Source organism: Bacteroidales bacterium, from assembly GCA_012519055.1.
In the GTDB taxonomy this organism is placed as follows: Bacteria; Bacteroidota; Bacteroidia; order Bacteroidales; family Salinivirgaceae; genus JAAYQU01.
The window spans coordinates 72,516-98,529 of sequence record JAAYQU010000016.1; the positions used below are offsets into that span (position 1 = coordinate 72,516).

At 33.5% G+C, this 26,014-nt stretch carries 20 protein-coding genes; 15 read left to right on the forward strand and 5 right to left on the reverse strand.

Going from position 1 to position 26,014, the window contains the following annotated elements; all coding sequences use genetic code 11:
* Nucleotides 1–241 precede the first annotated feature (241 nt).
* The 15 genes from GX311_03510 to buk all read left to right on the forward strand — a co-directional run bounded on the left by GX311_03510 (nucleotide 242) and on the right by buk (nucleotide 20,409).
* Complete coding sequence (locus GX311_03510) at nucleotides 242–448, forward strand: rSAM-modified peptide (GenBank protein ID NLK15445.1); 207 nt, start codon at nucleotides 242–244, stop codon at nucleotides 446–448.
* Between the two features lie 892 nt (nucleotides 449–1,340).
* Nucleotides 1,341–2,597 (forward strand): radical SAM peptide maturase, encoded by a 1,257-nt coding sequence (locus GX311_03515; GenBank protein ID NLK15446.1) that lies wholly within the window; start codon nucleotides 1,341–1,343, stop codon nucleotides 2,595–2,597.
* Nucleotides 2,598–2,608: 11 nt separating this feature from the next.
* Nucleotides 2,609–3,853, forward strand: coding sequence for a TIGR04150 pseudo-rSAM protein (locus GX311_03520; GenBank protein ID NLK15447.1), 1,245 nt, complete (start codon nucleotides 2,609–2,611; stop codon nucleotides 3,851–3,853).
* 214 nt (nucleotides 3,854–4,067) lie between these two features.
* A complete protein-coding gene (locus tag GX311_03525; protein NLK15448.1) occupies nucleotides 4,068–6,284 on the forward strand; it encodes a peptidase domain-containing ABC transporter in 2,217 nt (738 codons plus the stop codon).
* Nucleotides 6,285–6,299: 15 nt separating this feature from the next.
* Nucleotides 6,300–7,619 (forward strand): HlyD family efflux transporter periplasmic adaptor subunit, encoded by a 1,320-nt coding sequence (locus GX311_03530; GenBank protein NLK15449.1) that lies wholly within the window; start codon nucleotides 6,300–6,302, stop codon nucleotides 7,617–7,619.
* Between the two features lie 168 nt (nucleotides 7,620–7,787).
* A complete protein-coding gene (locus GX311_03535) occupies nucleotides 7,788–9,536 on the forward strand; it encodes a hypothetical protein (protein ID NLK15450.1) in 1,749 nt (582 codons plus the stop codon).
* A 27-nt stretch (nucleotides 9,537–9,563) separates the two neighbouring features.
* Nucleotides 9,564–11,360, forward strand: a complete 1,797-nt coding sequence (locus GX311_03540) for a SpoIIE family protein phosphatase (protein ID NLK15451.1) — start codon at nucleotides 9,564–9,566, stop codon at nucleotides 11,358–11,360.
* Between the two features lie 87 nt (nucleotides 11,361–11,447).
* Entirely contained in the window at nucleotides 11,448–12,005 is a 558-nt protein-coding gene (locus GX311_03545) for a hypothetical protein (GenBank protein NLK15452.1), read from the forward strand.
* A 46-nt stretch (nucleotides 12,006–12,051) separates the two neighbouring features.
* On the forward strand, nucleotides 12,052–14,121 hold the full coding sequence (gene ppk1, locus GX311_03550; protein NLK15453.1) for a polyphosphate kinase 1: 2,070 nt from the start codon (nucleotides 12,052–12,054) through the stop codon (nucleotides 14,119–14,121).
* Between the two features lie 21 nt (nucleotides 14,122–14,142).
* Complete coding sequence (locus GX311_03555; protein ID NLK15454.1) at nucleotides 14,143–15,054, forward strand: exopolyphosphatase; 912 nt, start codon at nucleotides 14,143–14,145, stop codon at nucleotides 15,052–15,054.
* The gene (locus tag GX311_03560; GenBank protein NLK15455.1) at nucleotides 15,038–15,817 is read left to right on the forward strand and encodes a class I SAM-dependent methyltransferase; all 780 of its coding nucleotides are present in this window, start codon (nucleotides 15,038–15,040) and stop codon (nucleotides 15,815–15,817) included. Before GX311_03555 ends, GX311_03560 begins: the two co-directional genes overlap by 17 nt.
* A 291-nt stretch (nucleotides 15,818–16,108) precedes the next feature.
* On the forward strand, nucleotides 16,109–17,314 hold the full coding sequence (locus tag GX311_03565) for an acetate kinase (GenBank protein ID NLK15456.1): 1,206 nt from the start codon (nucleotides 16,109–16,111) through the stop codon (nucleotides 17,312–17,314).
* Between the two features lie 25 nt (nucleotides 17,315–17,339).
* Entirely contained in the window at nucleotides 17,340–18,242 is a 903-nt protein-coding gene (locus tag GX311_03570; protein NLK15457.1) for a phosphate butyryltransferase, read from the forward strand.
* A gap of 144 nt (nucleotides 18,243–18,386) precedes the next feature.
* The gene (locus GX311_03575; GenBank protein ID NLK15458.1) at nucleotides 18,387–19,295 is read left to right on the forward strand and encodes a phosphate acetyltransferase; all 909 of its coding nucleotides are present in this window, start codon (nucleotides 18,387–18,389) and stop codon (nucleotides 19,293–19,295) included.
* A gap of 37 nt (nucleotides 19,296–19,332) precedes the next feature.
* Nucleotides 19,333–20,409, forward strand: coding sequence for a butyrate kinase (gene buk / locus GX311_03580; protein NLK15459.1), 1,077 nt, complete (start codon nucleotides 19,333–19,335; stop codon nucleotides 20,407–20,409).
* 111 nt (nucleotides 20,410–20,520) lie between these two features.
* Here buk and asnB read toward each other — a convergent pair whose 3' ends face one another.
* The 5 genes from asnB to GX311_03605 form a co-directional block, all read right to left on the reverse strand.
* A complete protein-coding gene (gene asnB / locus GX311_03585) occupies nucleotides 20,521–22,377 on the reverse strand; it encodes an asparagine synthase (glutamine-hydrolyzing) (protein ID NLK15460.1) in 1,857 nt (618 codons plus the stop codon).
* 165 nt (nucleotides 22,378–22,542) lie between these two features.
* Entirely contained in the window at nucleotides 22,543–23,262 is a 720-nt protein-coding gene (locus GX311_03590) for a 3'-5' exonuclease (GenBank protein ID NLK15461.1), read from the reverse strand.
* Between the two features lie 163 nt (nucleotides 23,263–23,425).
* Nucleotides 23,426–23,980 carry a dTDP-4-dehydrorhamnose 3,5-epimerase gene (rfbC, locus tag GX311_03595; protein NLK15462.1) on the reverse strand — a complete coding sequence of 185 codons (555 nt, stop codon included), beginning with the start codon at nucleotides 23,978–23,980 and terminating at the stop codon, nucleotides 23,426–23,428.
* Nucleotides 23,981–24,007: 27 nt separating this feature from the next.
* A complete protein-coding gene (rfbA, locus tag GX311_03600) occupies nucleotides 24,008–24,874 on the reverse strand; it encodes a glucose-1-phosphate thymidylyltransferase RfbA (protein NLK15463.1) in 867 nt (288 codons plus the stop codon).
* 98 nt (nucleotides 24,875–24,972) lie between these two features.
* A complete protein-coding gene (locus tag GX311_03605; GenBank protein ID NLK15464.1) occupies nucleotides 24,973–25,944 on the reverse strand; it encodes an SDR family oxidoreductase in 972 nt (323 codons plus the stop codon).
* Nucleotides 25,945–26,014: the final 70 nt, after the last annotated feature.

Consider the following 26,014-nt stretch of genomic DNA (forward strand, 5'->3'; position numbering starts at 1 on the left):
AAATAATATACCCGCTTTATACAAGCATAAATATATTATGGTGTAATTACAATTCAATATTATATTTAAAATACAAAACCAACGTATGGTATTTGTGCAAAACAAACTTAAGCTAAAAAGCCTTTGCAGGCTTGAGTGATGTTGTCGGCAAAGGCTAAAGATGTTTGTGCACATATGTTTTATTAAAAACATCACAAATTATAATTTACTCTTTTCTAAACTAATTTAAATAACTAATATTATGAAATCACTTAAATTAAATAAGTTGAATAGTCAACTTTCAAAAGAACAGTTGAATTCGGTTAGAGGTGGAGCTGAACCTAAAAGATGCAGATGCTCGTGTGGCCTTGTGCCTGAAGAAGACTCACTTATTGCCAATGGACGGTCTAATGCAGCAAGAGGATTACGCCCTCCTATAGATGAAGGACCATCTTTTCCATATCCATAATTAAATTACAATAACAAGGTGCATGAACAATAATAATTGTTCATGCACCTTTAGTCAATTTTTAAACACAGTTTTGAGCAAAACTGTCATAAAAAAAATGAAAAATAAACTAACAATTTTTTTTACTTTTTTTAACTTATTTATTTCAAGTTAATTGTTCAGTTTGTGTTTTTTACTACAGTAAATTAGCTGTTATCAAGTGGTGGATTCAGGTAAATATATTATTATAAATATTCGTCTGATTTTGTTAGTGAATTTATAAACTAGCAGAAAAAGAGTCGAACATTATGTTACTTTAATGTGGTTAATAATATTTTAAAAGGACGAAATTACATCCAGTACATATTTGATTCTATCCATACTAATGTATTTAGCAAAGTGATTACTGCATTAGAAAAACACAAAAAATAATACTTCAGTTAGTAGTATTCAAAGACTATCCTAAATGGAAAATATCATTGGTACATTGGTCACCTTTTCACAAAGTTTCGTTTTTATAATGCATATAAGATGAGGCAAATTTTAATTGAACTATATATAAAGATACTAGGTTTATTATGTAAAAAAACACTTTTTAAAAGGTAGGGGGAGGAAAGTTCGATTTTAAGTAAAATCCATATTCTAGATGCTTTTTGTAAATTTCGCACTCTTATCGTGTTAATTCTTAGTATTTTCAATTATTAATGGCACTATTGCAAATGTTTTGGCATCGACTAAAAAAACATATATAAACTTTGGGATTGGAAACCGGAAAACATAACACTTAAAATTATTTTATAGAACCCGACTGGTTACATGAAAGTCACTAAACAAAAAATTACTTTTGTTAATAAATCAGAGGTAGAATCAATGAAAATCTCTTATCCTTTTAATCCTATCAAACTTTAATAAAATGAAAAATAAGGAATATATCAGTACAGAATTGGTAAAACATTCTTTGGCCAATACCCTGCAAATTACTTTTGAAATTACAGATGCATGCAACCTTAATTGCGCATATTGTGGCTATGGAAATCTTTATTCAGACTATGATGAAAGACTAAATAAAGAACTAGAATTTACAAAAGCTAAGTTGTTTCTTGAATACCTTACAGAACTTTGGAATTCATACTTAAATAGGTCTGTAAACAATGTTGTATATCTGAGCTTTTATGGTGGTGAACCTTTGTTAAACGTTCCGTTTATCGAAAAAGTGATTAATCACATTAAACACTCAGAAAAACTTTCAAAAAAATTTGCTTATAGCATGACAACGAACGGGTTACTGTTGGATAAACATATGGATTTTCTTGCCTCGAATGATTTTAGATTATTGATCAGTTTGGATGGAAATAAGTTCAATAATTCCTATAGAGTAAGCAAGTCAGGGCAAAGTAGCTACGATTGCGTTATTTATAACATTGACAAGTTAAAGTCAAGTTATCCTGAATATTTCAATAAAAAGGTAAGCTTCAATGCCGTATTGCATAATAGGAATTCTGTTTCAGAAATTTTTAATTTTTTTAAAAACAGATACAACAAGTTACCCCAAATCGGGGCACTTAATACTTCAGGAATCAAACCTGAAATGCAAAAGGAGTTTTTGAAAATGTATCAAGACGTTACTGATAGTTTATTTAAATCGGAAAACTACGGTGAAATAGAATCTGAAATGTTTTTGGCAGGCCCAACTTATCACTCTGCAACGGTTTTTTTAATGCAACACTCTGAGTTTAGTTATAAAAACTACTATGAACTTATTTATGGTAATTCTAAAAACAAACCTGTTTGCCCAACAGGAACATGCGTTCCATTTTCAAAAAAAGTGTTTATCACAGCAAATGGGAAAATACTTCCGTGCGAAAGAATAGGTCATCAATTTGCTTTGGGCGAAATTTCAGACAGTTCAGTAAATATTGATTTTGAACATATAGCTCAAAAGTATAATCATTACTTTGCCAAGTTGGATTCACAATGTTCACAGTGCTACATTTCAAAAAGTTGCATTCAGTGCATATTTAGTTTACATGATATTGAAAAAGACAAGTGTACATGTGACGGATTTATGAATGAGGAGATGTTCCATTCGCATAAAAATATGCAATTGAATTTTTTAGCACGTCATCCTGAAGCTTATTCTAGAATTATGAAAGAGGTGATGTTTCTATAAAAATATAAATCATGGAAATTAAGAAAAAAGAAATTTGGTTTACATTGTCAAAAGATGTTTACATTTCATTTAATTCACCAGAAAAGTTACTTCTATACAATACCTCAAATGGAAAATTTCTGGTTGTTACAAACTCAAAATGTATTGAACTGATAAATAAGGTATATGAACCATCTAATTTAGGAGTTGTTGATATTGAGACTATTGAACTTGATTCAAATATCTTGGATTTTTTGGACAAAGCTACTAGTTCGGGTATAGGTTTAACGACAAAGAAATCAGTTTGTCCTAATAAACCAATCAATTTATTACCCATATTAAACTTACAAAACGATATTGAAAAATTAAAACTAAACGGTAAAGAACATTTAATGGGGCATTATATTGCCGATTACCTTACCTCTCTCAACATTTTTATCACTACGGATTGCAAGCAAAACTGTGAATATTGCGACAGCTATTTTAAACAAACTTTATTTTGTACAAAATCAACTGAACAGCAGTACATTAAAATTGAAACCTTACAGAAAATTTTCTCTCAATCTGCTTCAACGAACGTAAATAAAATAAACATTCTTGGTGGTAATATAATGCTTTACCCCCAGTGGGATATGTTGATTGATCTTCTTAAAAAACAATCTTTTGATTTTCATTTATGGATTAACTTGGTTAATATTACTGATTATAGTTTTTTCACTAATATTCCATTTCACAAGGAAATATTGGTTAATTGTCCTGTCGATATTGAACGTTTGAAAAAAATAATCTCCTTTGCCGAAACACAAAATGACGTAACATTCAACTTTATTATTGAAAATGAGAACGTGTATGAGGGTGTAGTAAATTTAATCGATGAGTATAAACATTTAAAATATAAGTTAATACCTTTTTATAACGGCTCTAATATTGATTTTTTCAAAACTAATGTTTTTATGGAAGAGAGCGATATTCTCTCTGATTTAATAGAGATGAGAATTATTTTTCGTAATCAAAAACTTAATGCTAACTTCTTTGGACAGTTAACTTTTTTAGTAGACGGACAGGTAAGAGCAAATATGAATACCCTACCTATTGGGTATTTCCCTGATAAATCCATACTTGAATTGACCTATGAGGAGCTTATTCAAAACACTATATGGAGGAAGGTAAGAGATGGTGATACTTGTACCACTTGTATGTATAGATTTTTATGCCCTCCCCCTGGTAATCTTGAAACTGTTTTAGATAAACAAAATTTGTGTCATATTAAACCCTAATCTTGAAAAAACAGGTAAAACAAATTATATAATTGTCTATTTAGCTTGCAATAAGCAAGCCAAACATGGATATTAGTTCAACTCCAATTTTAAACAACTGTTTTCTTACAGGTTATTCTTTAAAAGTAAAATATTTACCATGGTTTAATTTCTTACAAAATGCAAAAAAGGAAGACGAAAACCAGTAGGGAGAACTAAATATGCAATTGTCAACGTGAATAAGTTTAAAACCTACCGTCAATTAGATAGTCGCGACTGTGGTCCTACATGCTTACGCATGATTGCAAAACACTATGGAAAAAACTATAGTTTGCAAGATTTACGACAAAGATGTTTTATTACACGCGAGGGAGTATCATTATTGGGTATCAGTGAAGCAGCTGAACAGATAGGCTTTCGCTCTACAGGAGTTCAAATAACATGGGAACAACTGCAAAATGAAATCACTTATCCGTGTATATTACACTGGAGACAGGATCATTTTGTTGTTCTGTACAAAATAACTAAAAAAAACCAAAAGCAAAAAATTTGGATTGCTGACCCCGCTCACGGTCTCGTAAAATACACTAAAGAGGAGTTTTTAAAAAACTGGATTAGCAATAAAAACCAAGGTAAAGATAGCGGTATTGCCTTATTATTAGAGCCGAGTCCTGATTTTTACTTAGCAGCAGACGAAAAACAAGACAAAACAAAATTCAAATTTTTGCTCAAATATTTAAGTCCGCATACAAGTTTTATTACACAGGTACTGCTTGCTATGTTAGTGGGTAGTTTACTGCAACTTATTGCCCCCTTCCTCACTCAAGCAGTAGTTGACAAAGGTATTAATACACAGAATATAAACTTTGTAACCTTAGTATTAATAGCTCAATTGGTGTTGATAATAAGCCGAACCTCAGTGGATTTTATACGAAACTGGCTATTGTTACATATAAGTACAAGAATAAATATTTCGCTTATTTCCGATTTCTTAATAAAGTTAATGCGGTTACCTATTGGTTTTTTTGACACAAAAATGATTGGAGATATTATGCAACGCATAGGCGACCACTCACGAATAGAGAGCTTTCTTACAGGCTCTTCACTAAACATTCTATTTTCAATGATTAATCTTTTGATATTTAGTATAGTACTGGCACTTTACGATATTAAAATATTGGGTGTTTTCTTGTTGGGTAGTGCTATATATTTTATTTGGGTTTGGCTTTTTCTAAAAAAGAGACGAGAGTTAGACTTCAAACGTTTTGCTCAATTATCGAGCAACCAAAGCAATCTATTCCAGTTAATAACTGGCATGCAAGAAATAAAGCTTAATAATTGTGAACGTCAAAAACGTTGGAAGTGGGAAAATATACAAGCACGCCTTTTTAAAGTTAATATACAGGGGTTAACATTAAGCCAATGGCAACAGGCAGGTGCAGTTTTCTTCAATGAATCGAAAAATATTTTAATAACCTTTATGTCTGCAATGGCAGTAATAAATGGCGATATGACTTTGGGTATGATGATGGCAGTGCAGTATATAATTGGTCAGCTTAACGCTCCTGTAGAACAGATGATAGGTTTTATGCGGGCTGCACAAGATGCTAAAATAAGCATGGAACGGTTGGGCGAAATTCACAACAAAGAGGATGAAGAGCCTGAAACGATGGTAAAAGTTCATAGTTTGCCATCCAATAAAACAATTTCAATAAATAATCTCTCGTTTCAATATGAGGGACCAAACAGCAATATGGTTTTAGAAGATTTAACTGTAACTATACCACAGGGCAAAACTACAGCAATAGTGGGTGAAAGCGGAAGTGGCAAAACAACTTTAGTTAAGCTTTTATTGGGTTTTTATAAACCTGATAAGGGGGAAATAAAAGTTGGCGGAACTTTGCTAAGTAATTATAGTAGCAGTTTTTGGCGTTCGCAATGCGGAGCAGTAATGCAAGACGGTTTTATTTTTTCCGACTCCATAGCAGAAAACATAGCTCCAAGCGATGATAATATTGATTACATAAAACTCAGAAATGCAACGAAAGTTGCTAATATTTCGGATTTTATAGACAATCTGCCATTAGGTTTTAACACTAAAATAGGTCAAGAGGGTAGTGGAATAAGTCAAGGGCAAAAACAGAGAATTTTAATTGCAAGAGCAGTGTATAAAAATCCAGAATATTTTTTCTTTGACGAGGCAACAAATGCCTTAGATGCGTATAACGAAAAGGTAATAGTTGAAAATTTAAACGAGTTTTTTAAAGGAAACGGAACAGATAAAAAAACTGTTGTAATAGTTGCCCATAGACTAAGTACGGTAAAAAATGCAGACCAAATTATTGTACTCGAAAAGGGTAAAATTATTGAAAAAGGAACACACGAAGAACTAACAAAACTAAAAGGTAAATATTACGAATTGGTAAAAAACCAGTTGGAACTAGGAAACTAACAATTGCAGTTAACAGTGGAAGCAAACACAGAGACAGAACGACAACAAGAAGACTCTATAAATATTCGTAGCAACGAAATAGACGATATTTTGGGGCGTAAACCTGCTTGGATTTTACGACGCGGTGTTGTTGTATTAACATTTATTGTTATTAGCTTACTTATTGCCAGTTGGTTATTCAAATATCCTGACATTGTTACTGCAACTGTAGTTATAACAATCTCTAATCCTCCTGAACAGATTATTGCCAAAACAAGCGGAAAAATTCAAACTTTACTTGTTACTGATAATCAGTTTGTAAAAAAAGGAGATTATTTGGCAATAATAGAGAACCCTGCTCAAATAGAAGAGGTAATAAAATTAAGGGAAATTATCGCACAATACGATACACTTGTTGACATTAATCTTATTGATAGCATAGAAATAACCAATATCGCCAACTTGGGTATGCTACAAAGTAATTACCAAGCATTTTTACAAGCAATTATTGATTTGAAACAGTATAACGAACTGTCGTTTAACAAGAAAATAATAGAGAAATTAAAAAATCAAGTTGTTCTAATCAAGGCTTACAATAAAAAGCTAAAAAGTCAAGAAAATTTGCAAAAAGAGATATTAAATATAGCAAATAAACAGTACAAAAGAGACTCTTTTTTGTTAGGTGGTGGGGCGGTGTCAGAGTCTGAATACGAGAATAGCAAAAAAATGATGTTGAGTAGTAAGTCTTCATACGAAGGAGCTTCAATAACATATATTAATTCACAGATACAGTTAAATCAGATAGAGCAACAAATATTAGAACTTAGTCTTACTTATGATCAAGAGGTTAAGCAATATAAAGACAATATCAATACTACTTATCGGCTGTTGCAAGCCTCTTTCAACGAGTGGGAATCGTTGTATGTGTTAAAAAGTAATTATACAGGCAGAGTTTCGTTAGGAAACTACTGGAGTACTGCCCAAAGTGTAAATGTTGGCGATGTTGTTATGAGCATAATAAGTGATGATATAACCCCACCATTTGGAAAAGTTGTTTTGCCTATGCAAAATTCAGGTAAGGTTAAAGTGGGACAAAAAGTGAACATTAAACTATTAAACTATCCCTATACCGAATATGGTGTATTAAAGGCAACTATAAAAAATATATCTCTTGCTCCAGAACAAGGAAACTACTACATAGAATTAAATTTAGATAATGGATTAACAACCTCTTACAATAAAAAATTAGACTTCTTGCAAGAGATGAGCGGTATCGCCGAAATAATAACAGAAGATATGCGCTTGTTAACACGTATCTTTGCTCCGATTAAAACAATAATTAAAGAAAACACGTAGTTAGAGTTGGTTTTAGCCAACAATTACAATTTGATGTTGCAAAAGTTAACTTTAAATTAAAGTTAAACATTTGCACATTTAAAAACGAATATTTATATTTATCGAAGTAATAAAAGCTTTAAAAACACTCATATAGCTAATCTTTCAACACATTAAAACTCACGACTTATGAACTTCTGTATTACAAAAAAAAATATTGCGTTTGTTGCTTTGTTCTCTCTATATTTTAGCACAACACTATTTTCGCAAGAACAGTTAAAGCACACTCCTAAAATGTATAAATCTTCTGATGGTAAATTATACATGAACAAAAGTCAGCCAATGTACCTGTGGATTTCCACCTCACCAGGCAACGAATCAGAAAAAATACGACTTGAAAGCGAAAAACATAAAAAATATAGTAATCCATTTTATTTCGATACAGAAGGATACAATTCAATAAGAACTCCTTGGTGTGTTGACACTACAACCAAACAGGTGATCTATCCATTAGAAGATATTATTTTTGAAGTTTATGCCGATAGTCGTCCCCCTGTATCCAAAATCACTTACGATAAATCAAAGGTATATTACAGAGATAAAAAGGCGTATGTTGCAGGTGAAGTCGTAATTAAAATATCTGCAAATGATGAGTTGTCGGGAGTAGAGAGAACATTGATAAGTATTAATAAAGAGCCTTTTAAAGACTTCACAGGCGAAATTAATTTAAAAGAGGAGAAAGAATATTTTATTCAATACTACTCAGTGGACAATGTTGGAAATATAGAAGAAATTAAAACACAGACAGTTGTGATAGATTTATCAAAACCTAAAACCTATATTGATGTCAAAAAAGATAAATACGAAAATATAGTTTCAGGCAAGACACATATTGAAATACTGGCCGAAGAGTCAGGCTCTGGCATTGAAAAAATATTTTACTCTATTGATAATGAACCAGAGAAAATATACAGCAAGCCCATACCAACAAGTTTACTCTCAGAAGGAGAACACACGATTAAATTCAGAGGGATTGATAGGGTTGGTAATCAGGAAGATAACAATACCTATGAGTTTTATGTTGATAAAACACCTCCACTTATTGTAGAAGAGATAATTGGCAACAAATTTATATCAAATAACATTGAATATAGCTCTGGAAGAAGCAAATATAAAATCAACGCAATGGACAACAAAGCTGGGATTAAAGAGATTTATTACTCCATAAACAACGGCGAAAAAAAGCTTTACACCGAGCCATTTTATCTTGAAGAGGGCAAAGGCAAAATAACTATACGCGCATTTGCCATTGACAATGTCAACAATGAATCTACAAGCGGACAGACAAGTCAAGCAAACTCCAAAATGTATGTTGACCTTGCTGGTCCTTCTCTAATTCATAAATTTGACGGTCCGTTCTTTTCAAATCGAGATACAGTATTTATTAGTGATAAAACAAAAATAACACTACAAGGCACAGATAAAGAGTCAGGTATGGATTATATAGAGTACAGTATCAACAACGAAACTATGAACAGATATACCGAACCATTTTCTATTGAAGATAACGGTTTAACCAACATACATTTCATTGGGTACGACAAGGTTGGCAATTCTAACAATTCAAACTTCTCTTTTTATGTTGACTCAATAGCTCCTGAAATCTTTGTACGATATAGCGTAAATCCAATTGGAAACAAAACAATCCTAGATAAAAAAATGGAAGTGTACCCAAACCATGTAATTGTTTTTCTGTCAGCCACAGACGATAAATCTGGACTAATGAATATCAAGTATAAAATTAATAATAGTGCACAAAAAATATACAGTGAACCAATAAGTAATTTATCGCCGGGAAGGGACTATAAAATAGAAGTTCTAGCTACAGATAAGCTTGGAAATATGAGTAATAAAGAAATAGAGTTTTCTGTTAATTAATTTCAATCACGGCAAACAGGTAATACAATGAGAAGACTTTCCTTTATAATATTGCTGATAATTCTATCGAAACCATTAACAACATTTTCACAGTCATTAAATGAACTTAAACAAAGCTATCAACAGGCTTTAGATGGTGGCGACAGGAACAACGCCATTTTTTATTTAAACAAAATAGCGTTCAACCAGTGGGATAACGGAAATATTTCAGAAGCCATAACATCATTTCAAGAACTATATAAACTTGCCGAATCGAACGGTAATCGCAATGCTATGAGGAATAGTTGTAGCAACTTAGGAATGATTTACTCCGATAAAAGCGAATATGCAAAAGCTGAAGAGTATATTCAAAAGGGATTACAAATAAATCGACAAATGGGAGATAAAGCCGGACAAGCAGCTGCATTAACAAACCTTGCAACGGCACAACAAAATCAAAATAAAAACAACGAAGCATTAAAATCAGCAGAAAGCGCACTTTCCCTGGCAATGGAGCTTAACAACATTTCGCTAATAAGAACATGTTATGGTCTATTATCAGAAATTCACAAAAAGTTAGGAAATAACGAAAAGACTTTAGAATATTTTAATCTTTATGCCTCTTTTGACCAAAAAATCAAACGTGAAGAGATGACACAAGTTCAACTCGAATCACAAAAAAAAGTTAGTGAGGCTGTATCTCAAAAACTATTAACAGAACAAGAGTTACAAGAAAAACATGAAATATTAAAACAAACACAAACTTCATTAGAAGAGGCTGAACAGCTAACAAGAGAACAAAAATATGAGTTAGAAATAGAAAGACTTAAACTAAAAGATGTCGAAGACAAAGCTAAAGCGGAAATCAAGCGACAAGAGATGATCCGAAATTTCATGCTTATAGTTATCGTTATAGTTGTAATGTTTTCGGGACTACTATTTTTCCAAATAGCTAAAACTAAAAAAGCCAACAAACTGTTAGAACAAAAAAACGTAGAAATACAAGAACAAAAGGACGAAATTGAGAAACAGTCTGAAAAAATTAAAGCCAGCATTCAATATGCCCAAAGAATTCAAGCAGCTGTATTGCCACCACAAGAATATATTACAAAGCTTTTACCCGACCACTTCGTGTTTTTTCAACCACGCGATATAGTTAGTGGTGACTTCTATTGGATTTCAGAAAAAGGCAAAAAAACAATTGTCGCAGTCGCTGATTGCACAGGACACGGTGTGCCGGGTGCTTTCATGAGCATGCTCGGAACAGCATTCCTAAATGAAATTATTAATAAAATTGTCGAAAACAATCATATATCTGAACTGCATCCAGGAAACATTCTTACCGAATTACGCAATTATATCATGGACTCACTACATCAGAGAGGTGATACAAGCGAAGCCAGAGATGGAATGGACATTGCACTTATTGTTATTGATTACAAAGAACAGAAAATAGAATACGCAGGAGCCAACAATCCTCTTTACGTTGTCAGCAACGGCGAGTTAACCGTTTATGAGCCTGACAACATGACTGTTAGTTATCAAAAAGAGATGTGTAAACAATTTAAAACAACAACTTTCAATTTTTTACCAGATGACACCCTATACCTGTGTACTGACGGATACGTTGATCAATTTGGTGGGTCACACGGCAGAAAGTTTATGGTTAAAAGATTTAAACAAATGCTTTTAGAAATAAACAAAATGTCAATGAGAAAACAACACGAAGTTTTTAGTAAAACTATTGTAGCTTGGAAAGGTGAACGCTTTCAAGTTGACGATATGTTAATAATGGGAATTAAACTAACTGCAGCCCAACCACAACATGAAAGTAAAGGAAGATAGTTGAAGATACAAATGCCAAATTACTTATATCACGTAATGATAATATTATATGATTATAACACAAGCAAATAGTTAAACAGTTTATCAATGATATTTAAAATTCTTACAATCATTATTATTGTCCTGTTATTTATAATGATAACAATAGTGGTATATTTTGCCAAAAATGGCATTTTTAAACGAATTAAACCCACTATAAAGAACACAGGAGGATTTGCTATAACCAAACAAACCTTTACAGGCAGTCAGGAAGATATTGTAACAGAGTTTGAAAAACAGATAGAGATTCTAAAATCATTCGATATTGGTTATGCACACCCGATATGCTCATACGAAGATATTCCGGGTAAAGACAATGTCCTCACAAATGCAGAAATTGGCTTTGTGTTATATAAGGGTACAGAAGAAAATTTAATTGAGCTTGGGAAACATATACCTCTCGGAACATTTGAAAAAAAAGAGCGCATTGTAGTCTATTTCCCTTTTAAAGGAGGGTTATCAATCCAACTTGGAATCGCAAAAACCTATCCTGCGTTAAAAAAATATGCAAAAAAACATAATATCAAGACAGGGAAAATCACCGAACTATACAATAGCATAAATAAACGCATAGAATATATGGTTGATTTTCAAAAACTTAAATAAATCATAATACAATTATAATTATCATACACATATTAATTTAAAAGCTATGCAATTACCAACCAACGAAAATATTTTGAACCGTGAGATCAGTTGGCTGTCGTTCAACGAAAGAGTATTGAACGAAGCCGCAGATAAACGAGTTCCTATGCTTGAAAGAGTAAGGTTTTTAGGTATTTTTTCAAACAATTTAGACGAGTTTTTTCGCGTAAGAGTAGCCAGCATGCGCAGATTGGTAGCACTAGGCAAGTCTCCCCGAGATTTTCCCGAACAAGACCCTGCAAGAATCTTGGAAAGTATCCAAAAAAAGGTCTTAAAGTTACAGAAAAAATTTTCCGATATCTACAATAAAATTCTCGAAGAACTAAAACATGAAGGCGTTCACGTAATTGGAGTAAAAGACATTACACCACAAGAGGGAGAATATATTCATAAATACTTTACCGATGTGGTTAGCGCGTATATTGTCCCACTAATATTGTCGCCAAAATTACCATTCCCATATTTACGCGAAAAAACTATTTACCTCGCTATTAAATTGGTTTCAAAAAAATCAAAACTGAAAGTAAAATATGCCATTATTGAAATACCAGTAAATCCTCGTATATCGAGGTTTGTTGTATTGCCAAACTTTGACGACTCTGATAATGTTCGCATACTAATTCTCGATGATTTAATTAGGTATTGTCTTGATGACATATTTTTCATGTTCGATTACGACTCTATTAAAGCCTATACCATAAAAATAACACGAGATGCAGAGCTAGACTTTGATGAAGATATATCAAAATCGCTGATGGAAAAGATGTCTCAAGGATTACTAAAAAGGCTGTCCGGTCGTCCCGTAAGATTTGTTTATGATCGCGAGATGGATAAAGATATGTTGGATTTCATATCATTAAAAATGGGCTTAACCAACCGCGACCCAATGATACCCGGTGGTAGATACCACAACTTCAAGGATTACATGAAGTTTCCATCGGTAAAACCATCGCTTGATAATGTGAATCCTCCCGTTTTGCTTCATCGCGATATCGACCCACACAGTAGCATTATAGATGTCGTTAAGAAAAAAGATATTATGCTACACTATCCATATCAATCGTTTAAACATTATATTGATCTTTTACGTGAGGCAGCTATCGATCCCGATGTTAAATCTATAAAAACTACTGTATATAGAGTAGCAGCACACTCTAAAGTTATAAATGCTTTAATTAATGCCGCAAAAAACGGGAAAGATGTAACCGTTGTTATTGAGCTTTTAGCGAGATTCGACGAGGAGGCTAATATAGAATGGTCAACCATTCTACAAGAAGCTGGGGTAAAAGTATTACACGGTATTCCTGGATTGAAAATCCATGCAAAAATGACACTAATTAAACGAGTTGTGAATAAAAAAGAGCAATTTTTCTCATATCTCGGCACAGGTAATTTTAACGAAGATACAGCCTCGACATATTGCGATGACGGGTTATTAACAGCAGACCAAGAAATTGGAAATGAAGTAGCTAAAGTGTTTGACTTTTTGGAACACAACTATAAACGCTACAACTACAGCCACTTAGTAGTCTCTCCCTATGGAATGAGAAAACATTTTTTAAAGTTAATTTCAAATGAGATTAAAAATAAGAAAGCTGGCAAAAAAGCATATATACACCTAAAAATGAACAGTTTGATCGACGAGACTTTAATAAAACAGCTATATGCAGCGGCCAAAGCTGGCGTAAGCATCAAATTAATTGTTCGCGGAATATGTACTGTACAAACTGATTTAAAAGAGAACAATGGAAACATAAAAGCTATAAGCATCGTTGACAAGTACCTTGAACACAGCCGTTTCTTTATTTTCGCAAACGGAGGCGACGAACTTTACTATATTTCAAGTGCCGACTGGATGATAAGAAATCTTGACCACAGAATAGAAGTTGCCTGCCCTGTGTATTCTAAAGAAGTTCAAAGCGAATTAAGAAATATTTTTGATATACAGTGGAACGATAATGTTAAAGCAAGAATATTAGACAGCGAAATGTCAAACAAATACAAACCTCAAAAAGGAGAAAAAGTTGTCAGAGCACAAATAGAAATATACGAATATTTAAAATCACTAGAATCATAACACAAATCAAATCAGCAATTTATGCTTGATATTATTACCTACGGAGCTATAGACATTGGTTCAAACGCAATTAGACTCATAATAACAGATGTCTATCAAATGCCCAACAGAATACAGTATAAAAAAATTACATTAGTAAGAGTACCCTTAAGACTTGGTGAAGATGTTTTTACATCAGGAAAAATCAGCGAAAGTAAACTTAACCTTTTAACAGAAGCGATATCAGGATTTTCACATTTAATAAAAGCCTACTCAGTTAAAATCTATAGGGCTTGCGCTACAAGTGCTATGAGAGAAGCACATAACAAAACTCATGTGGTTAATCATATCGAAAAACTAACAGGTATAAAAATAGAGATAATTTCTGGAGAGGAAGAGGCAAAACTAATTCACACCGGAGGTCTTGCCGAAATTATAAACGACAACAAAACATATCTTTACGTTGACGTTGGTGGTGGTAGCACCGAGTTTGTTTTATATTCAACCAATAAAAAAATAGCGACAAAATCATTCCCTATTGGTACGGTTAGAACAATATCAAACGCTGTTCAGCCCGATACTATTTCAAACATGACAAAATGGTTAAAAAAAACTCTGCAAAAATATCCTAAACCAACAATTATTGGTTCTGGCGGTAATATTAACCAATTTCAAAAAATAATTGGGAATAAGACTGGAAATCCTATTAAAACAAAAAGATTAAAAAATATTAGAGAAGAACTATCAAAACTTACTTTTAACGAAAGACTTATAAATGTAAATCTTAGTCCACACCGCGCAGACGTTATTATTCCGGCATTAGACATATTTATTGCTGTTATGAAAACAGTTGGAGCAAGAGAGTTGATTGTTCCGAAAATAGGTCTTGGCGATGGAATAATCAGGCAGTTACACCGCGACAACATTAATAACAACCATGCAAGAACGACATAAGAACCGAGAACTATACTTTAAGGAACAGGCAATAACCACTAAAAAATATGTGATTCCGTTTATAGAACGCTCAATATCAATAGACTCAAACACTTCAGTGTTGGAAATTGGGTGTGGCGAAGGTGGGAACTTGATACCATTTACAGAAATTGGGTGTAGAACGGTAGGCGTTGACTTAAACAAAAACAAAATAAACAACGCAAATAAATTCTATTCAACCAAAGAAAACAGTCCTGAATTTGTCTTAACCGATATTTACGAGTGGAAAACAGATGAAAAGTTTGATATTGTTATGTTACGCGATGTATTGGAGCATATTCATAATCAAAAGTATTTTCTGAATTTCGTAAAAAAATTTCTTAAACCAAACGGGAAACTGTTTTTAGGGTTCCCTCCGTGGCAAAACCCTTATGGTGGACATCAGCAAATATTCAACAAGTTTATATCAAGACTGCCATTCATACATTTACTACCAAATTTTATGTATGTAGGATTATTGAAATTGGCTAAAGAAGATGAAAAAGAGATTAAAGGAGCACTGGAAGTTAAAGAAACACGAATAACAATAGAGAGGTTTTTAAAAATCGTAAAAAGAGAAAATTATAAAATTGAGCTGTCTGATTACTATTTTATTAATCCTAATTATGAAATTAAATTTGGGTTAAAGCCAAGAAAGCAACTAAAAATTATTACCAAAATTCCTTGGATAAGAAATTTTTTAATAACTACTTGTTATATATTGCTTTCTGAACAAAAAGCATAGATAATTAACTGAAACTCAATCAACTTATTCAATAAAAACTATTTAAAGGAGATAAAGCTGTTAGTTCACAGAAATTATTTATAAATTTGTGTCATATTTTCACAAGCAGCTAACTTGCTGCCTTACAGCACATTAGTTACTTGTGATAAATGTAAGTCTTTTTAATTCTAGAAATAGTCGGCTTTTTGCCATTTTTTTGTAAATTATACATGAAAGTTTGCAATAAAACTGCAAAACATAGATAGACGGAATTAAAAATAATAATATATAAACACTTCAAAATTTAAATCAATGATTATACTTGTTTTAAACTGTGGCAGCTCATCAATCAAATTTCAGCTGCTTAACATGGCTGATAAAAAGTTGTTGGCAAAAGGACTTGTAGAACGCATCGGTATTAAAGATAGCGTGATTACACAAAAAACTCACAATGATAAAGAGTATCGCGAAGTAACTGATATTCCTAACCACACTATTGGTATAGATTTAATTCTTAAGGCTTTAACAAGCCCAAATCACGGCGTTATTAAATCTGTAAACGAAATAAATGCAGTTGGACACAGAGTTGCACACGGAGGAGAAAACTTTACACAAAGTGCTCTAATAACCAAAAAAGTTAAAGAGGATATTGAAAAATGTATCGAATTAGCACCACTACATAATCCTGCTAACTTAATGGGTATCAACTCAATGGAAAGCCTACTGCCAAACGTTAAACAAGTAGCAGTTTTTGACACATCTTTCCACCAAACAATGCCCGATAAAGCATACTTGTTTGCTGTTCCCTACGAATATTATGATAAGTACAAAATTCGCAGATACGGTTTCCACGGAACAAGCCATAAGTTTGTAGCGGAAAAATGTTGCAAAATGAAAGGTGTTGATTTTGAAAAAGTTAACATAATCACTTGTCACCTTGGCAACGGAGCTTCAATAGCTGCCATTAAGAAAGGAAAGTCGTTTGACACCTCAATGGGCTTCACACCTGTTGATGGATTAATGATGGGAACACGCTCTGGTTCAGTTGATCCGGGAGCACTGCTATTCCTAGCTGAAAAAGAGGGTTTGAATGTAAAACAACTCAATGATCTTATAAATAAAAAGAGTGGTTTATTAGGTATTTCAGGATTGTCATCGGATATGCGCGATCTTGAAAATGCAGCAAACAGTGGCAACAAAAGAGCAGCTCTTGCAATTCAAATGTTTGCATACAGAGTAAAAAAATTCATCGGTGGCTACGCTGCTGCTATGGGTGGAGTGGATTGCATAATCTTCACCGGTGGAATTGGCGAAAATGCTTGCGATTTCCGTCGCATGTGCTGCGAAGGACTTGAATTTTTAGGAGTTGATTTCGACGTTGAGAAAAACAAAAACCTAAGAGGCGTTGACGAAGAGATTAGTAAACCAAACTCAAAAGTTAAAGTATTCACTATAACAACCAACGAAGAGCTTGTAATAGCAACCGACACAGTAAGAATAGTATCAGAACTTAAATAACAACAATATTTTAAACCAGATTATTATGATAACCAAGTTAGATCAAATGTTTGCCGTTTTACAAGGCAAAACAAAGAAAAAAATTGTTGCCGTATGGGCAAATGACAACCACACAATATGTGCTGTTAGCGATGCAATTGACAAGGGTATTGTTGAAGGCATTTTGGTTGGCGACAAAAAAGAGATCGAGAAAACATGTAAACAGGAAAACATCAATATTTCTAAGTTTACAATTGTTGAAGCCAATTCCGATGTTCAAGCCGCTAACATAGGTGTAAAAATGGTTGCCGAAAAACAGGGCGACATTCTTATGAAAGGCTTAATAAGTACTGACAAATATATGCGTGCTATTTTAAATAAAGAGGTCGGCTTATTACCTCCAAAAGGTGTTCTTTCGCACGTAACAGTTATTGAAAACCCTAATTATCACAAACTTATGATTGTGGCTGACGTTGCAGTTATTCCTGCTCCCGATATCAAACAAAAAATCGTAATGACTAACTATTTGGTACAAGTCGCTAAAGCTCTTCAAATCGAAAAGCCAAAAGTGGCTATTATCGGAGCATCAGAACAAGTGTCTCCTGCAATAGAGTCATCTGTACATGCGACAATCATCAGTAAAATGGGTGATCGCGGACAAATTCCAGGTGCAATTATCGAAGGACCCTTGGCATTAGATCTTGCAGTTGACAAAGAATCGGCAGTTATTAAAAAATTAGATTCAGTCGTTGCTGGTGATGCTGACTGTATGCTATTCCCAAATATTGAAGCAGCAAACGTTTTCTATAAAGCAAACACAAAACTAAGTAAAGCCGAACTTGGTGCATTAGTAATGGGAGCAAAAGTTCCTTGCGTTCTCTCATCACGCGGAGACTCTACAAAAACAAAATTATACTCAATCGCTTTAGCAGCATTGATGGCTAAGTAATTTGTATTTTATATAAATGCTACCAATTAAATTGTTATTAATGTCTATATTTGTAGACATTTAAAACTATAGTTGGCAGCATTTTTTTTGAATTAACTCAAACTATTCAATAAGCTAAATCAGAACCAACACAATTACTCTAAAATGAATCGAATTACCAAATTAGACCAAATTTCAGAGCAATTAATAACAAAAAATACAAAAAAGAGAGTTGCGGTTGCATGGGCACAAGATCAAAATACTATTGGAGCACTTGCACGAGCCGTTGACGAGGGCTTTGTTGAAGCAATCATGGTTGGCGATAAGTCTCAAATTGAAAAAACAGCAATTGCAAAACAGATTGACCCAAATATTTTCACAATTATTCATAAAGAAACTGATTACGAGGCAACTGCAGAAGCTGTTAGATTAGTAAAATTGGATGAAGCTGATATATTAATGAAAGGATTGGTTGATACCAATAAATTTCTCAAAGCAGTCTTAGATAAGCAACTTGGTTTACTGCCAGAAAAAGCCATAATGAGCTATGTTGCAGTAATCGAAATTCCCAAATATCATAAACTACTGTTCGTTACCGACACTGCTGTAATACCATATCCCGATATAAAACAGAAGTCGGCAATGTTAAAGTATTCTGTCAATATGGCTAAAAAATTTGGGATTAAAATTCCAAAAGTTGCACTTATAGGCTCATCCGAAAAAGTAGCTATAAATCAACAATATACCATTGATTATGCCATTATGTGCAAAATGGTTGAACGCGGACAACTTCCTGAATGTATCATTGATGGACCATTAGACCTGTTTTTGGCTTGCGATCCCGAAAGTGTAAAGATAAAAAATGTAAAAACGCCTATCAACGGGGACGCTGATATACTGCTATTCCCATCACTTGAGGCCTGCAACAGCTTTTACAAAGGGTTAATGCTTTTCGGAGGTGGAGAGTTGGCTGGACTAATCCAAGGAACCTCCAAACCTGTTGTTGTAATGTCACGTAGCGAAAGTTCGAAATCAAAATTTTATTGTGTTGCACTTGCCTGTTTAATGGCTTAATAGTTTAATAAATTAATAATAAACAACTTATATAAATATGGAACATAAGCGTATTTTGGCAATTAATCCGGGGTCAACATCGACCAAAATTGCCGTATATGAAAATGAAAAAAACATCTTTTTAAAGACCCTGCGTCATCCAGCGGAAATGTTGTCGAAATATCCCAAAATTATCGACCAATTCGATTTTAGGAAAGAGGTTATATTTGAAGAGTTAGAGTCTGCACAAATAGATATTAATACCATTAATGCAGTTGTTGGAAGAGGTGGTTTGCTTAAACCTGTTGAGGGTGGAGTTTATGAAGTGAACCAACTAATGATTGACGACCTTAAAACAGGTGCAAATGGCGAACACGCAAGCAATCTTGGGGCTTTGATAGCATTTAACATTGCTCAATCAATTCCCGGTGCTGAAGCATTTATTGCTGACCCCGTTGTAGTTGACGAATTACAAGATGTTGCACGTTACACCGGACATCCAATGTTTGAGCGTCGCCCAATTTTCCATGCCCTAAACCAAAGAGCAATAGCACGTACTCATGCAAAAACATTGAATAAAAAGTACGAGGAGATAAATCTTATTATTGCACATCTTGGTGGTGGTATTTCAATTGGGGCACACTACAAAGGTCGCGTTATTGATGTTAACAACGCATTAGACGGCGAAGGGCCTTTCTCTCCCGAACGCACAGGAACACTTCCTGCAGGACCTTTAGCAAAATTGTGCTTTAGCGGCAACTACACACTCGACCAAGTTAAGAAAATGATTACCGGACAGGGCGGTCTTGTTGCTTATTTGGATACAAACGATGCTTACAAAGTACAAATGGAAGCAGAAGCCGGTGATACAAAATCTAAAGAGATTCAAGATGCTATGTCGTACCAAATTGGTAAAGCTATTGGAGAAATGGCAGCCGTATTGAAAGGCAAAGTTGACGGAATACTCCTGACAGGTGGTATTGCGCATAATAAAGTTTTAGTAGATTATGTTCGAGAGATGGTTGAATTTATAGCTCCTTTAACTGTTTATCCCGGTGAAGACGAAATGAAAGCATTAGCTGTCAACGGATTAATGGCTCTTGATAAAGAGATTGAAATTAAAGTCTACCAATAAGACAGGATTGGTAATTTATAACTAATTATAAAAAGTTATATTCAGTATTAAGAATCGACCAACTGTAACTAAGTTACAGTTGGTCGATTTTCAATATTTTGACATTGACCCCTAACTTATTTTTTCCATTTTAAAAGCTGATTGCTCCATCCACATATGGAGTGCTATAATCAACCACAGACGATTATATACGTAGTCGATATTTTGTTTGTAAAACATCTTTTTTAGTTGCTCAACACTTTGATAATTTACAATATCATACTTATTGATTATTTCGGTACTTAAATAATCCAAAAACATATCTTTTAAATCACCCCGCATCCACTCTTTCAATGGAATAGCAAATCCTCTTTTGGGTCTGTTAAACATATCAGAAGGAATATATTTTGATATCAACTCTCTAAGAATATATTTTCCTTTCTTATTTCTGATTTTTAAATTAGGATCAAGGTTTAACGACCACTCAACAATCCTATGATCAAGCAGTGGTATACGCGCTTCAAGACCAAATAGCATTCCTCCCCTGTCTATTTTGGTAAGCAAATCATCCGACAAATAGTTTTTTAAGTCATATAGTGCTTGCAGTTCGGCAGGAGTAAACTCACGTAGTGAATCTGGCAATTGTGGATCCCATGGGGTTAATGGTACTGTAATAAGTATTTCTCTTAACTCGTCATCAGAGAATAGATAATTTTCTTGTGAAAAAATATGAGCCTGTATATGTGGATTTGTATGAAACAACCACGACACCCTTTGCATTCTGCTGTTACCGAGAGTAAGTAATTGTCCAATAGTATTTTTAAAACTTTTGACAAATCTGTTGTTCAATCTCCCTGCCCAAAGGTGCGCTCCGTAACCATGAAATAATTCATCTCCACCATCTCCAGTTAAAACAAAAGGAAATTTCTCTGAAACGATTTTAGATGCGAACATCGTTGGGATTGCCGACGAATCGGCATATGGTTCATCATATTGAAAAATCATTTTTGGAATATACTCTATGGCTTCTTTTGAGCTGAATTTCAACTCATTATGTATTGACCCTATATGTTTTGATATTTTTTGTGCCCAGACACTTTCACTATTTTTATCATTATCAAATTTTACATAGAAAGTGTTTATGGGTTCTTCAGCGTGTTTGGCTGATATAGCTGATATTAGAGAAGAGTCTATTCCTCCGCTAAGCATTGCGCCAATTTTCTTATGGCCAGCCATGCGAAGTTTTACTGAATCGTTTAGTAAATCATCTAATTCTTGAATAGCCTGTTGTTCTTCATCTGTTGTGTAGTCAGTAAATTGCTTACTATTAATATCCCACCATTTATTTATTTCGAAGTCTGAAAAAGAGAATTTGATCATAGAGCCTTGCTCTAATTTATAAATATTCTGATAAATAGTTTGTGGAGACGGAATATACCCCAAATGTAAATAACGAGCTATTGAATCGTTGCTAATATTTAAGTTTTCCCTAACTTTAGGGATGGTGATAAGTGATTTTAACTCACTACCAAAAGCAAATGAGTCAAAATTTTGTATATAGTATAGAGGTTTTATTCCTATTCGGTCACGGTATAAAAACAACTCATAGTTTTTGCGATCATAAATTGCAAATGCAAAAGCTCCGTTAAGCTCTAGTATAAAGTCTGTACGGTTATTAATAAACAACTCAAGAATTACCTCTGCATCGTTATTTGTTGTTAATTTTAAATTATATCTTTTAGCCAGCTCGGCACAATTATAAACCTCTCCACTATAAACAATTACATAGCGTTTACAACTGCTGAACAACGGCTGTTTGGCTTGATGTTTCGATATTTTTTTTGAGTCATTATGTGCTAGTACAACATAATCATCTGTATAAAAACCTACATTATCATACCCTCTATGTTGCATTGATTCAACCATGCGATACGTTGTCACAATTTCTGAACTAAGAAAGTTACAATATATACCGCATATGCCGCCCATAGTTAAAAACTTTAATTAGTGACAAAGGTAATTATTTATCTCTGATACTAAAACAAATAGCTACGTAAGACGATAGCTACCATATGAATGATATAAGCTCCTAGATTAACAAATAGTAATAAGGCAAAAATAAAACTTATTGTTGATTTTGAAATCAGTTTGGGTTTATGTCAAATATATTATTTGATTTTTTTCAATTAATTGTTCGGAACGATATCTAAAAAAAAGATTTACAATGGCTACAACATCTTTTTGACAATATTTTACTATCCTTGGCAAATCGCCATCACTCCAATATACCGAGTGAACTTGACTGCCATCAATATCATCTTTAGGTGTTGGAATTTTAAATATGTATGTTAATAAATCCAAAGAAGTATAGTGTTTATAATCTCCAAATTTCCAAAGTTCCATTGTATCGAAATGCCTTACTTCCCACGGTTTCTTGCCCGCTATATTTAGAATTGCCGGTATTGTTAAACCGTTAATTAGCATTCGCCGTGCTATGTATGGAAAATCGAATTCCTTGCCATTGTGCGCACATAAGTACTTTGTATCATCATTAAAGGATTTGTTAAGCATCTCAGAAAAGTCGACAAGTAACTCTTTCTCAGTATCATTATAAAAGGATTTTATTCTTAGTGTTAAATCATCACCCTCTTTTGCAACTATTCCACAGCTAATGCATATTATTTTTCCAAATTCTGCATAAATTCCTGCTTTTGCAAATAGTGTTTCTGGATCTTCATCAGCTGATTTTGCTATCTGCGCCGCTTTTTTATCCCACAGAGCCTTACCTTTACTGTCAAGATGCTTATAATCAGGAACACATGGCACAGTTTCAATATCTAAAAATAAAATATTATTTAATGGTATATCATTCATACTTCTAATGTTTACTTTTAGGATATTTGTTGCAATTTAAAAATTAAATTTTGATACCCAAAATATTTTTTTGCAATGATTCGGTTGAATCTTTTCTGTCGTTGCTCGTGACGGAAACTATTAATTGTAAAAGTATAATGTTTTCAAACGCAATTATGGAAAATTATAAACGAAAATCGTGGATTGCTAAATCAAACATGGGCCAAACTTTATCTTTGTTTGATATAATGGCTTTATCAGTAGGGACTTTCCAATCAATATTCAATTTTGGGTCAAATATATTAACTCCTGCTTCAAATTGCGGATTGTAGTAATCATCGCACTTATATTGTACTATACAAGTTTCACTCAGAACCGAGTATCCGTGTGCAAATCCCTTAGGAACAAATATTTGTAAAAAATTGTCAGAAGTAAGCTCAATACTGAAATATCGTCCATAAGTAGGCGAACCTTTGCGTAAATCTACAACAACATCTAAAATAGCCCCTTCTACCACTCGCAATAGTTTTGATTGCGCATAAGGAGCTAATTGATAGTGAAGCCCTCGAATTACTCCATAACTCGATTTGGCTTGATTATCTTGTATAAACAAATTGTTGATACCATTGTCTGAGAACTCTCTATGATTATACGATTCGTAGAAATAACCCCGATCGTCTTTAAAAACCCTTGGTTCTATAACAAGCAGATTTGGAAAATCAGTTTTAATTATTTGCATATCTAATTTTTCTCTCCTGTATTAAATTTATTCTTCAGCTAATTTTAATAGATATTCTCCATACTCATTGTTTTTCAACTCATTAGCAAGAACAAGAAGTTGTTTCTTATCAATAAAACGTTTTTTATATGCAATCTCTTCGATACATGCAATTTTCAAACCTTGTCTGTGTTCAATTGTGGAAACATAGTTTGAAGCATTTAATAGGCTTTCATGAGTCCCTGTATCAAGCCATGCAAAACCTCGTCCAAGAATCTCGACATTTAGTTTGTCTTCATTTAAATAGATGCGATTCAAATCTGTTATTTCCAATTCGCCTCGTTTACTTGGTTTAAGTGACTTGGCTTTGGAGACAACAGTATTATCATAAAAATATAGTCCTGTTACAGCGTAATTACTTTTTGGATTTGCTGGTTTCTCTTCCAAACTGATAACTTTACCATCTTCATCAAATTCAGCAACTCCATATCGCTGTGGATCTCTAACCCAGTATCCGAAAACAACAGCACCGTCTGTGATACTTGCAGCACGTGACAAGCGTTTTGAGAAACCATGACCATAAAAAATATTGTCGCCTAATATAAGACAAACAGGATCGTTGGAGATAAACTCCTCGCCAATAATAAAAGCTTGTGCAAGTCCATCCGGAGAAGGTTGTATTGCATATTTAATATCCAAGCCTACCTGATGTCCATCGCCCAATAGGTCTTTATATAAGTGGATGTCTTTTGGTGTGCTAATTATAAGTATCTCCTGTATTCCTGCCAACATTAATACTGATAAAGGATAATAGATCATTGGCTTATCATAAACCGGAACAATCTGTTTTGAAATACTTTTAGTTATTGGATATAAACGCGTACCCGCACCGCCTGCTAAAATTATACCCTTCATGATATCACTATAGATTTTTTAGTTTATATTTCCTGTTCGACAATAATAATTAACTTCCAATATGAAAATATATTGCGTCTGTTTGTCTATTCTGGATTTTAGTTGTTGATTTTCCAATCATTCAAATTGGTAGTTTTCAGCAACTCATCAAAGTAACTAATGGTTTTAACTAATCCTTCTTCAAGAGCTACTTTGGGCTCCCAACCGTTCAACACCGATTTTGCCATTGAAATATCAGGTTTTCGTTGAACTGGATCGTCTGAAACTGGTGGCAGGTAAATAATTTTAGACCTACTTCCTGTTAGTTTAATTACTTTCTCTGCAAGCTCTTTTATAGTAAACTCGACGGGATTGCCAATATTTATGGGACCAGTAATTGTATTATCAGTTCCCATCATTCGAATCATTCCCTCAATCAGGTCATCAATATATTGGAAACTGCGCGTTTGCGAGCCTGTTCCGTATATAGTAATGTCTTTATTTTGAAGTGCTTGTATTATAAAATTACTCACTACTCTGCCATCATTTGGATGCATTCGAGGACCATAGGTATTAAAAATTCTTACTATTTTAATTTTAACATTGTTTTGCCTGTGATAATCCATAAACAAAGTTTCAGCACAACGTTTACCTTCATCATAACATGAACGAATTCCAATAGGGTTAACATTTCCCCAATATGACTCAACTTGTGGGTGAACTTTCGGGTCGCCATATACCTCAGAGGTTGATGCTTGAAGCACCTTAGCCCTAATTCGTTTTGCCAAACCTAACATGTTGATTGCACCCATAACCGATGTTTTTATGGTTTTTATTGGATTGTACTGATAATGTACAGGAGAGGCGGGACATGCCAAATTGTATATTTCATCAACCTCAATGAAAAGAGGGTGTGTGATGTCATGTCTAATTAATTCAAAATAAGGATTTTGCAGCAAGCGAACAACATTTCGTTTATCACCGGTAAAGTAATTATCCACAGCAACAACCTCACAATTTTCAGAAAGTAATCGTTCACATAAATGCGAACCGACAAACCCTGCTCCTCCTGTTACCAATACACGCTTCATATAGGTTTAGTTAAAAGTTAAAAACAATTAAAACTAAGAGACGGTAAAGTTAAGAGTTTTTCTCTAATAG

Excerpts from the sequence above, each read along its gene's own strand:
- GX311_03510 (NLK15445.1), top strand. The coding sequence starts at position 242 with ATGAAATCACTTAAATTAAATAAGTTGAATAGTCAACTTTCAAAAGAA.
- GX311_03515 (NLK15446.1), top strand. The coding sequence starts at position 1,341 with ATGAAAAATAAGGAATATATCAGTACAGAATTGGTAAAACATTCTTTG.
- GX311_03520 (NLK15447.1), top strand. The coding sequence starts at position 2,609 with ATGGAAATTAAGAAAAAAGAAATTTGGTTTACATTGTCAAAAGATGTT.
- GX311_03535 (NLK15450.1), top strand. The coding sequence starts at position 7,788 with ATGAACTTCTGTATTACAAAAAAAAATATTGCGTTTGTTGCTTTGTTC.
- GX311_03540 (NLK15451.1), top strand. The coding sequence starts at position 9,564 with ATGAGAAGACTTTCCTTTATAATATTGCTGATAATTCTATCGAAACCA.
- GX311_03545 (NLK15452.1), top strand. The coding sequence starts at position 11,448 with ATGATATTTAAAATTCTTACAATCATTATTATTGTCCTGTTATTTATA.
- ppk1 (NLK15453.1), top strand. The coding sequence starts at position 12,052 with ATGCAATTACCAACCAACGAAAATATTTTGAACCGTGAGATCAGTTGG.
- GX311_03555 (NLK15454.1), top strand. The coding sequence starts at position 14,143 with ATGCTTGATATTATTACCTACGGAGCTATAGACATTGGTTCAAACGCA.
- GX311_03560 (NLK15455.1), top strand. The coding sequence starts at position 15,038 with ATGCAAGAACGACATAAGAACCGAGAACTATACTTTAAGGAACAGGCA.
- GX311_03565 (NLK15456.1), top strand. The coding sequence starts at position 16,109 with ATGATTATACTTGTTTTAAACTGTGGCAGCTCATCAATCAAATTTCAG.
- GX311_03570 (NLK15457.1), top strand. The coding sequence starts at position 17,340 with ATGATAACCAAGTTAGATCAAATGTTTGCCGTTTTACAAGGCAAAACA.
- GX311_03575 (NLK15458.1), top strand. The coding sequence starts at position 18,387 with ATGAATCGAATTACCAAATTAGACCAAATTTCAGAGCAATTAATAACA.
- buk (NLK15459.1), top strand. The coding sequence starts at position 19,333 with ATGGAACATAAGCGTATTTTGGCAATTAATCCGGGGTCAACATCGACC.
- asnB (NLK15460.1), bottom strand. The coding sequence starts at position 22,377 with ATGGGCGGCATATGCGGTATATATTGTAACTTTCTTAGTTCAGAAATT.
- GX311_03590 (NLK15461.1), bottom strand. The coding sequence starts at position 23,262 with ATGAATGATATACCATTAAATAATATTTTATTTTTAGATATTGAAACT.
- rfbC (NLK15462.1), bottom strand. The coding sequence starts at position 23,980 with ATGCAAATAATTAAAACTGATTTTCCAAATCTGCTTGTTATAGAACCA.
- rfbA (NLK15463.1), bottom strand. The coding sequence starts at position 24,874 with ATGAAGGGTATAATTTTAGCAGGCGGTGCGGGTACGCGTTTATATCCA.
- GX311_03605 (NLK15464.1), bottom strand. The coding sequence starts at position 25,944 with ATGAAGCGTGTATTGGTAACAGGAGGAGCAGGGTTTGTCGGTTCGCAT.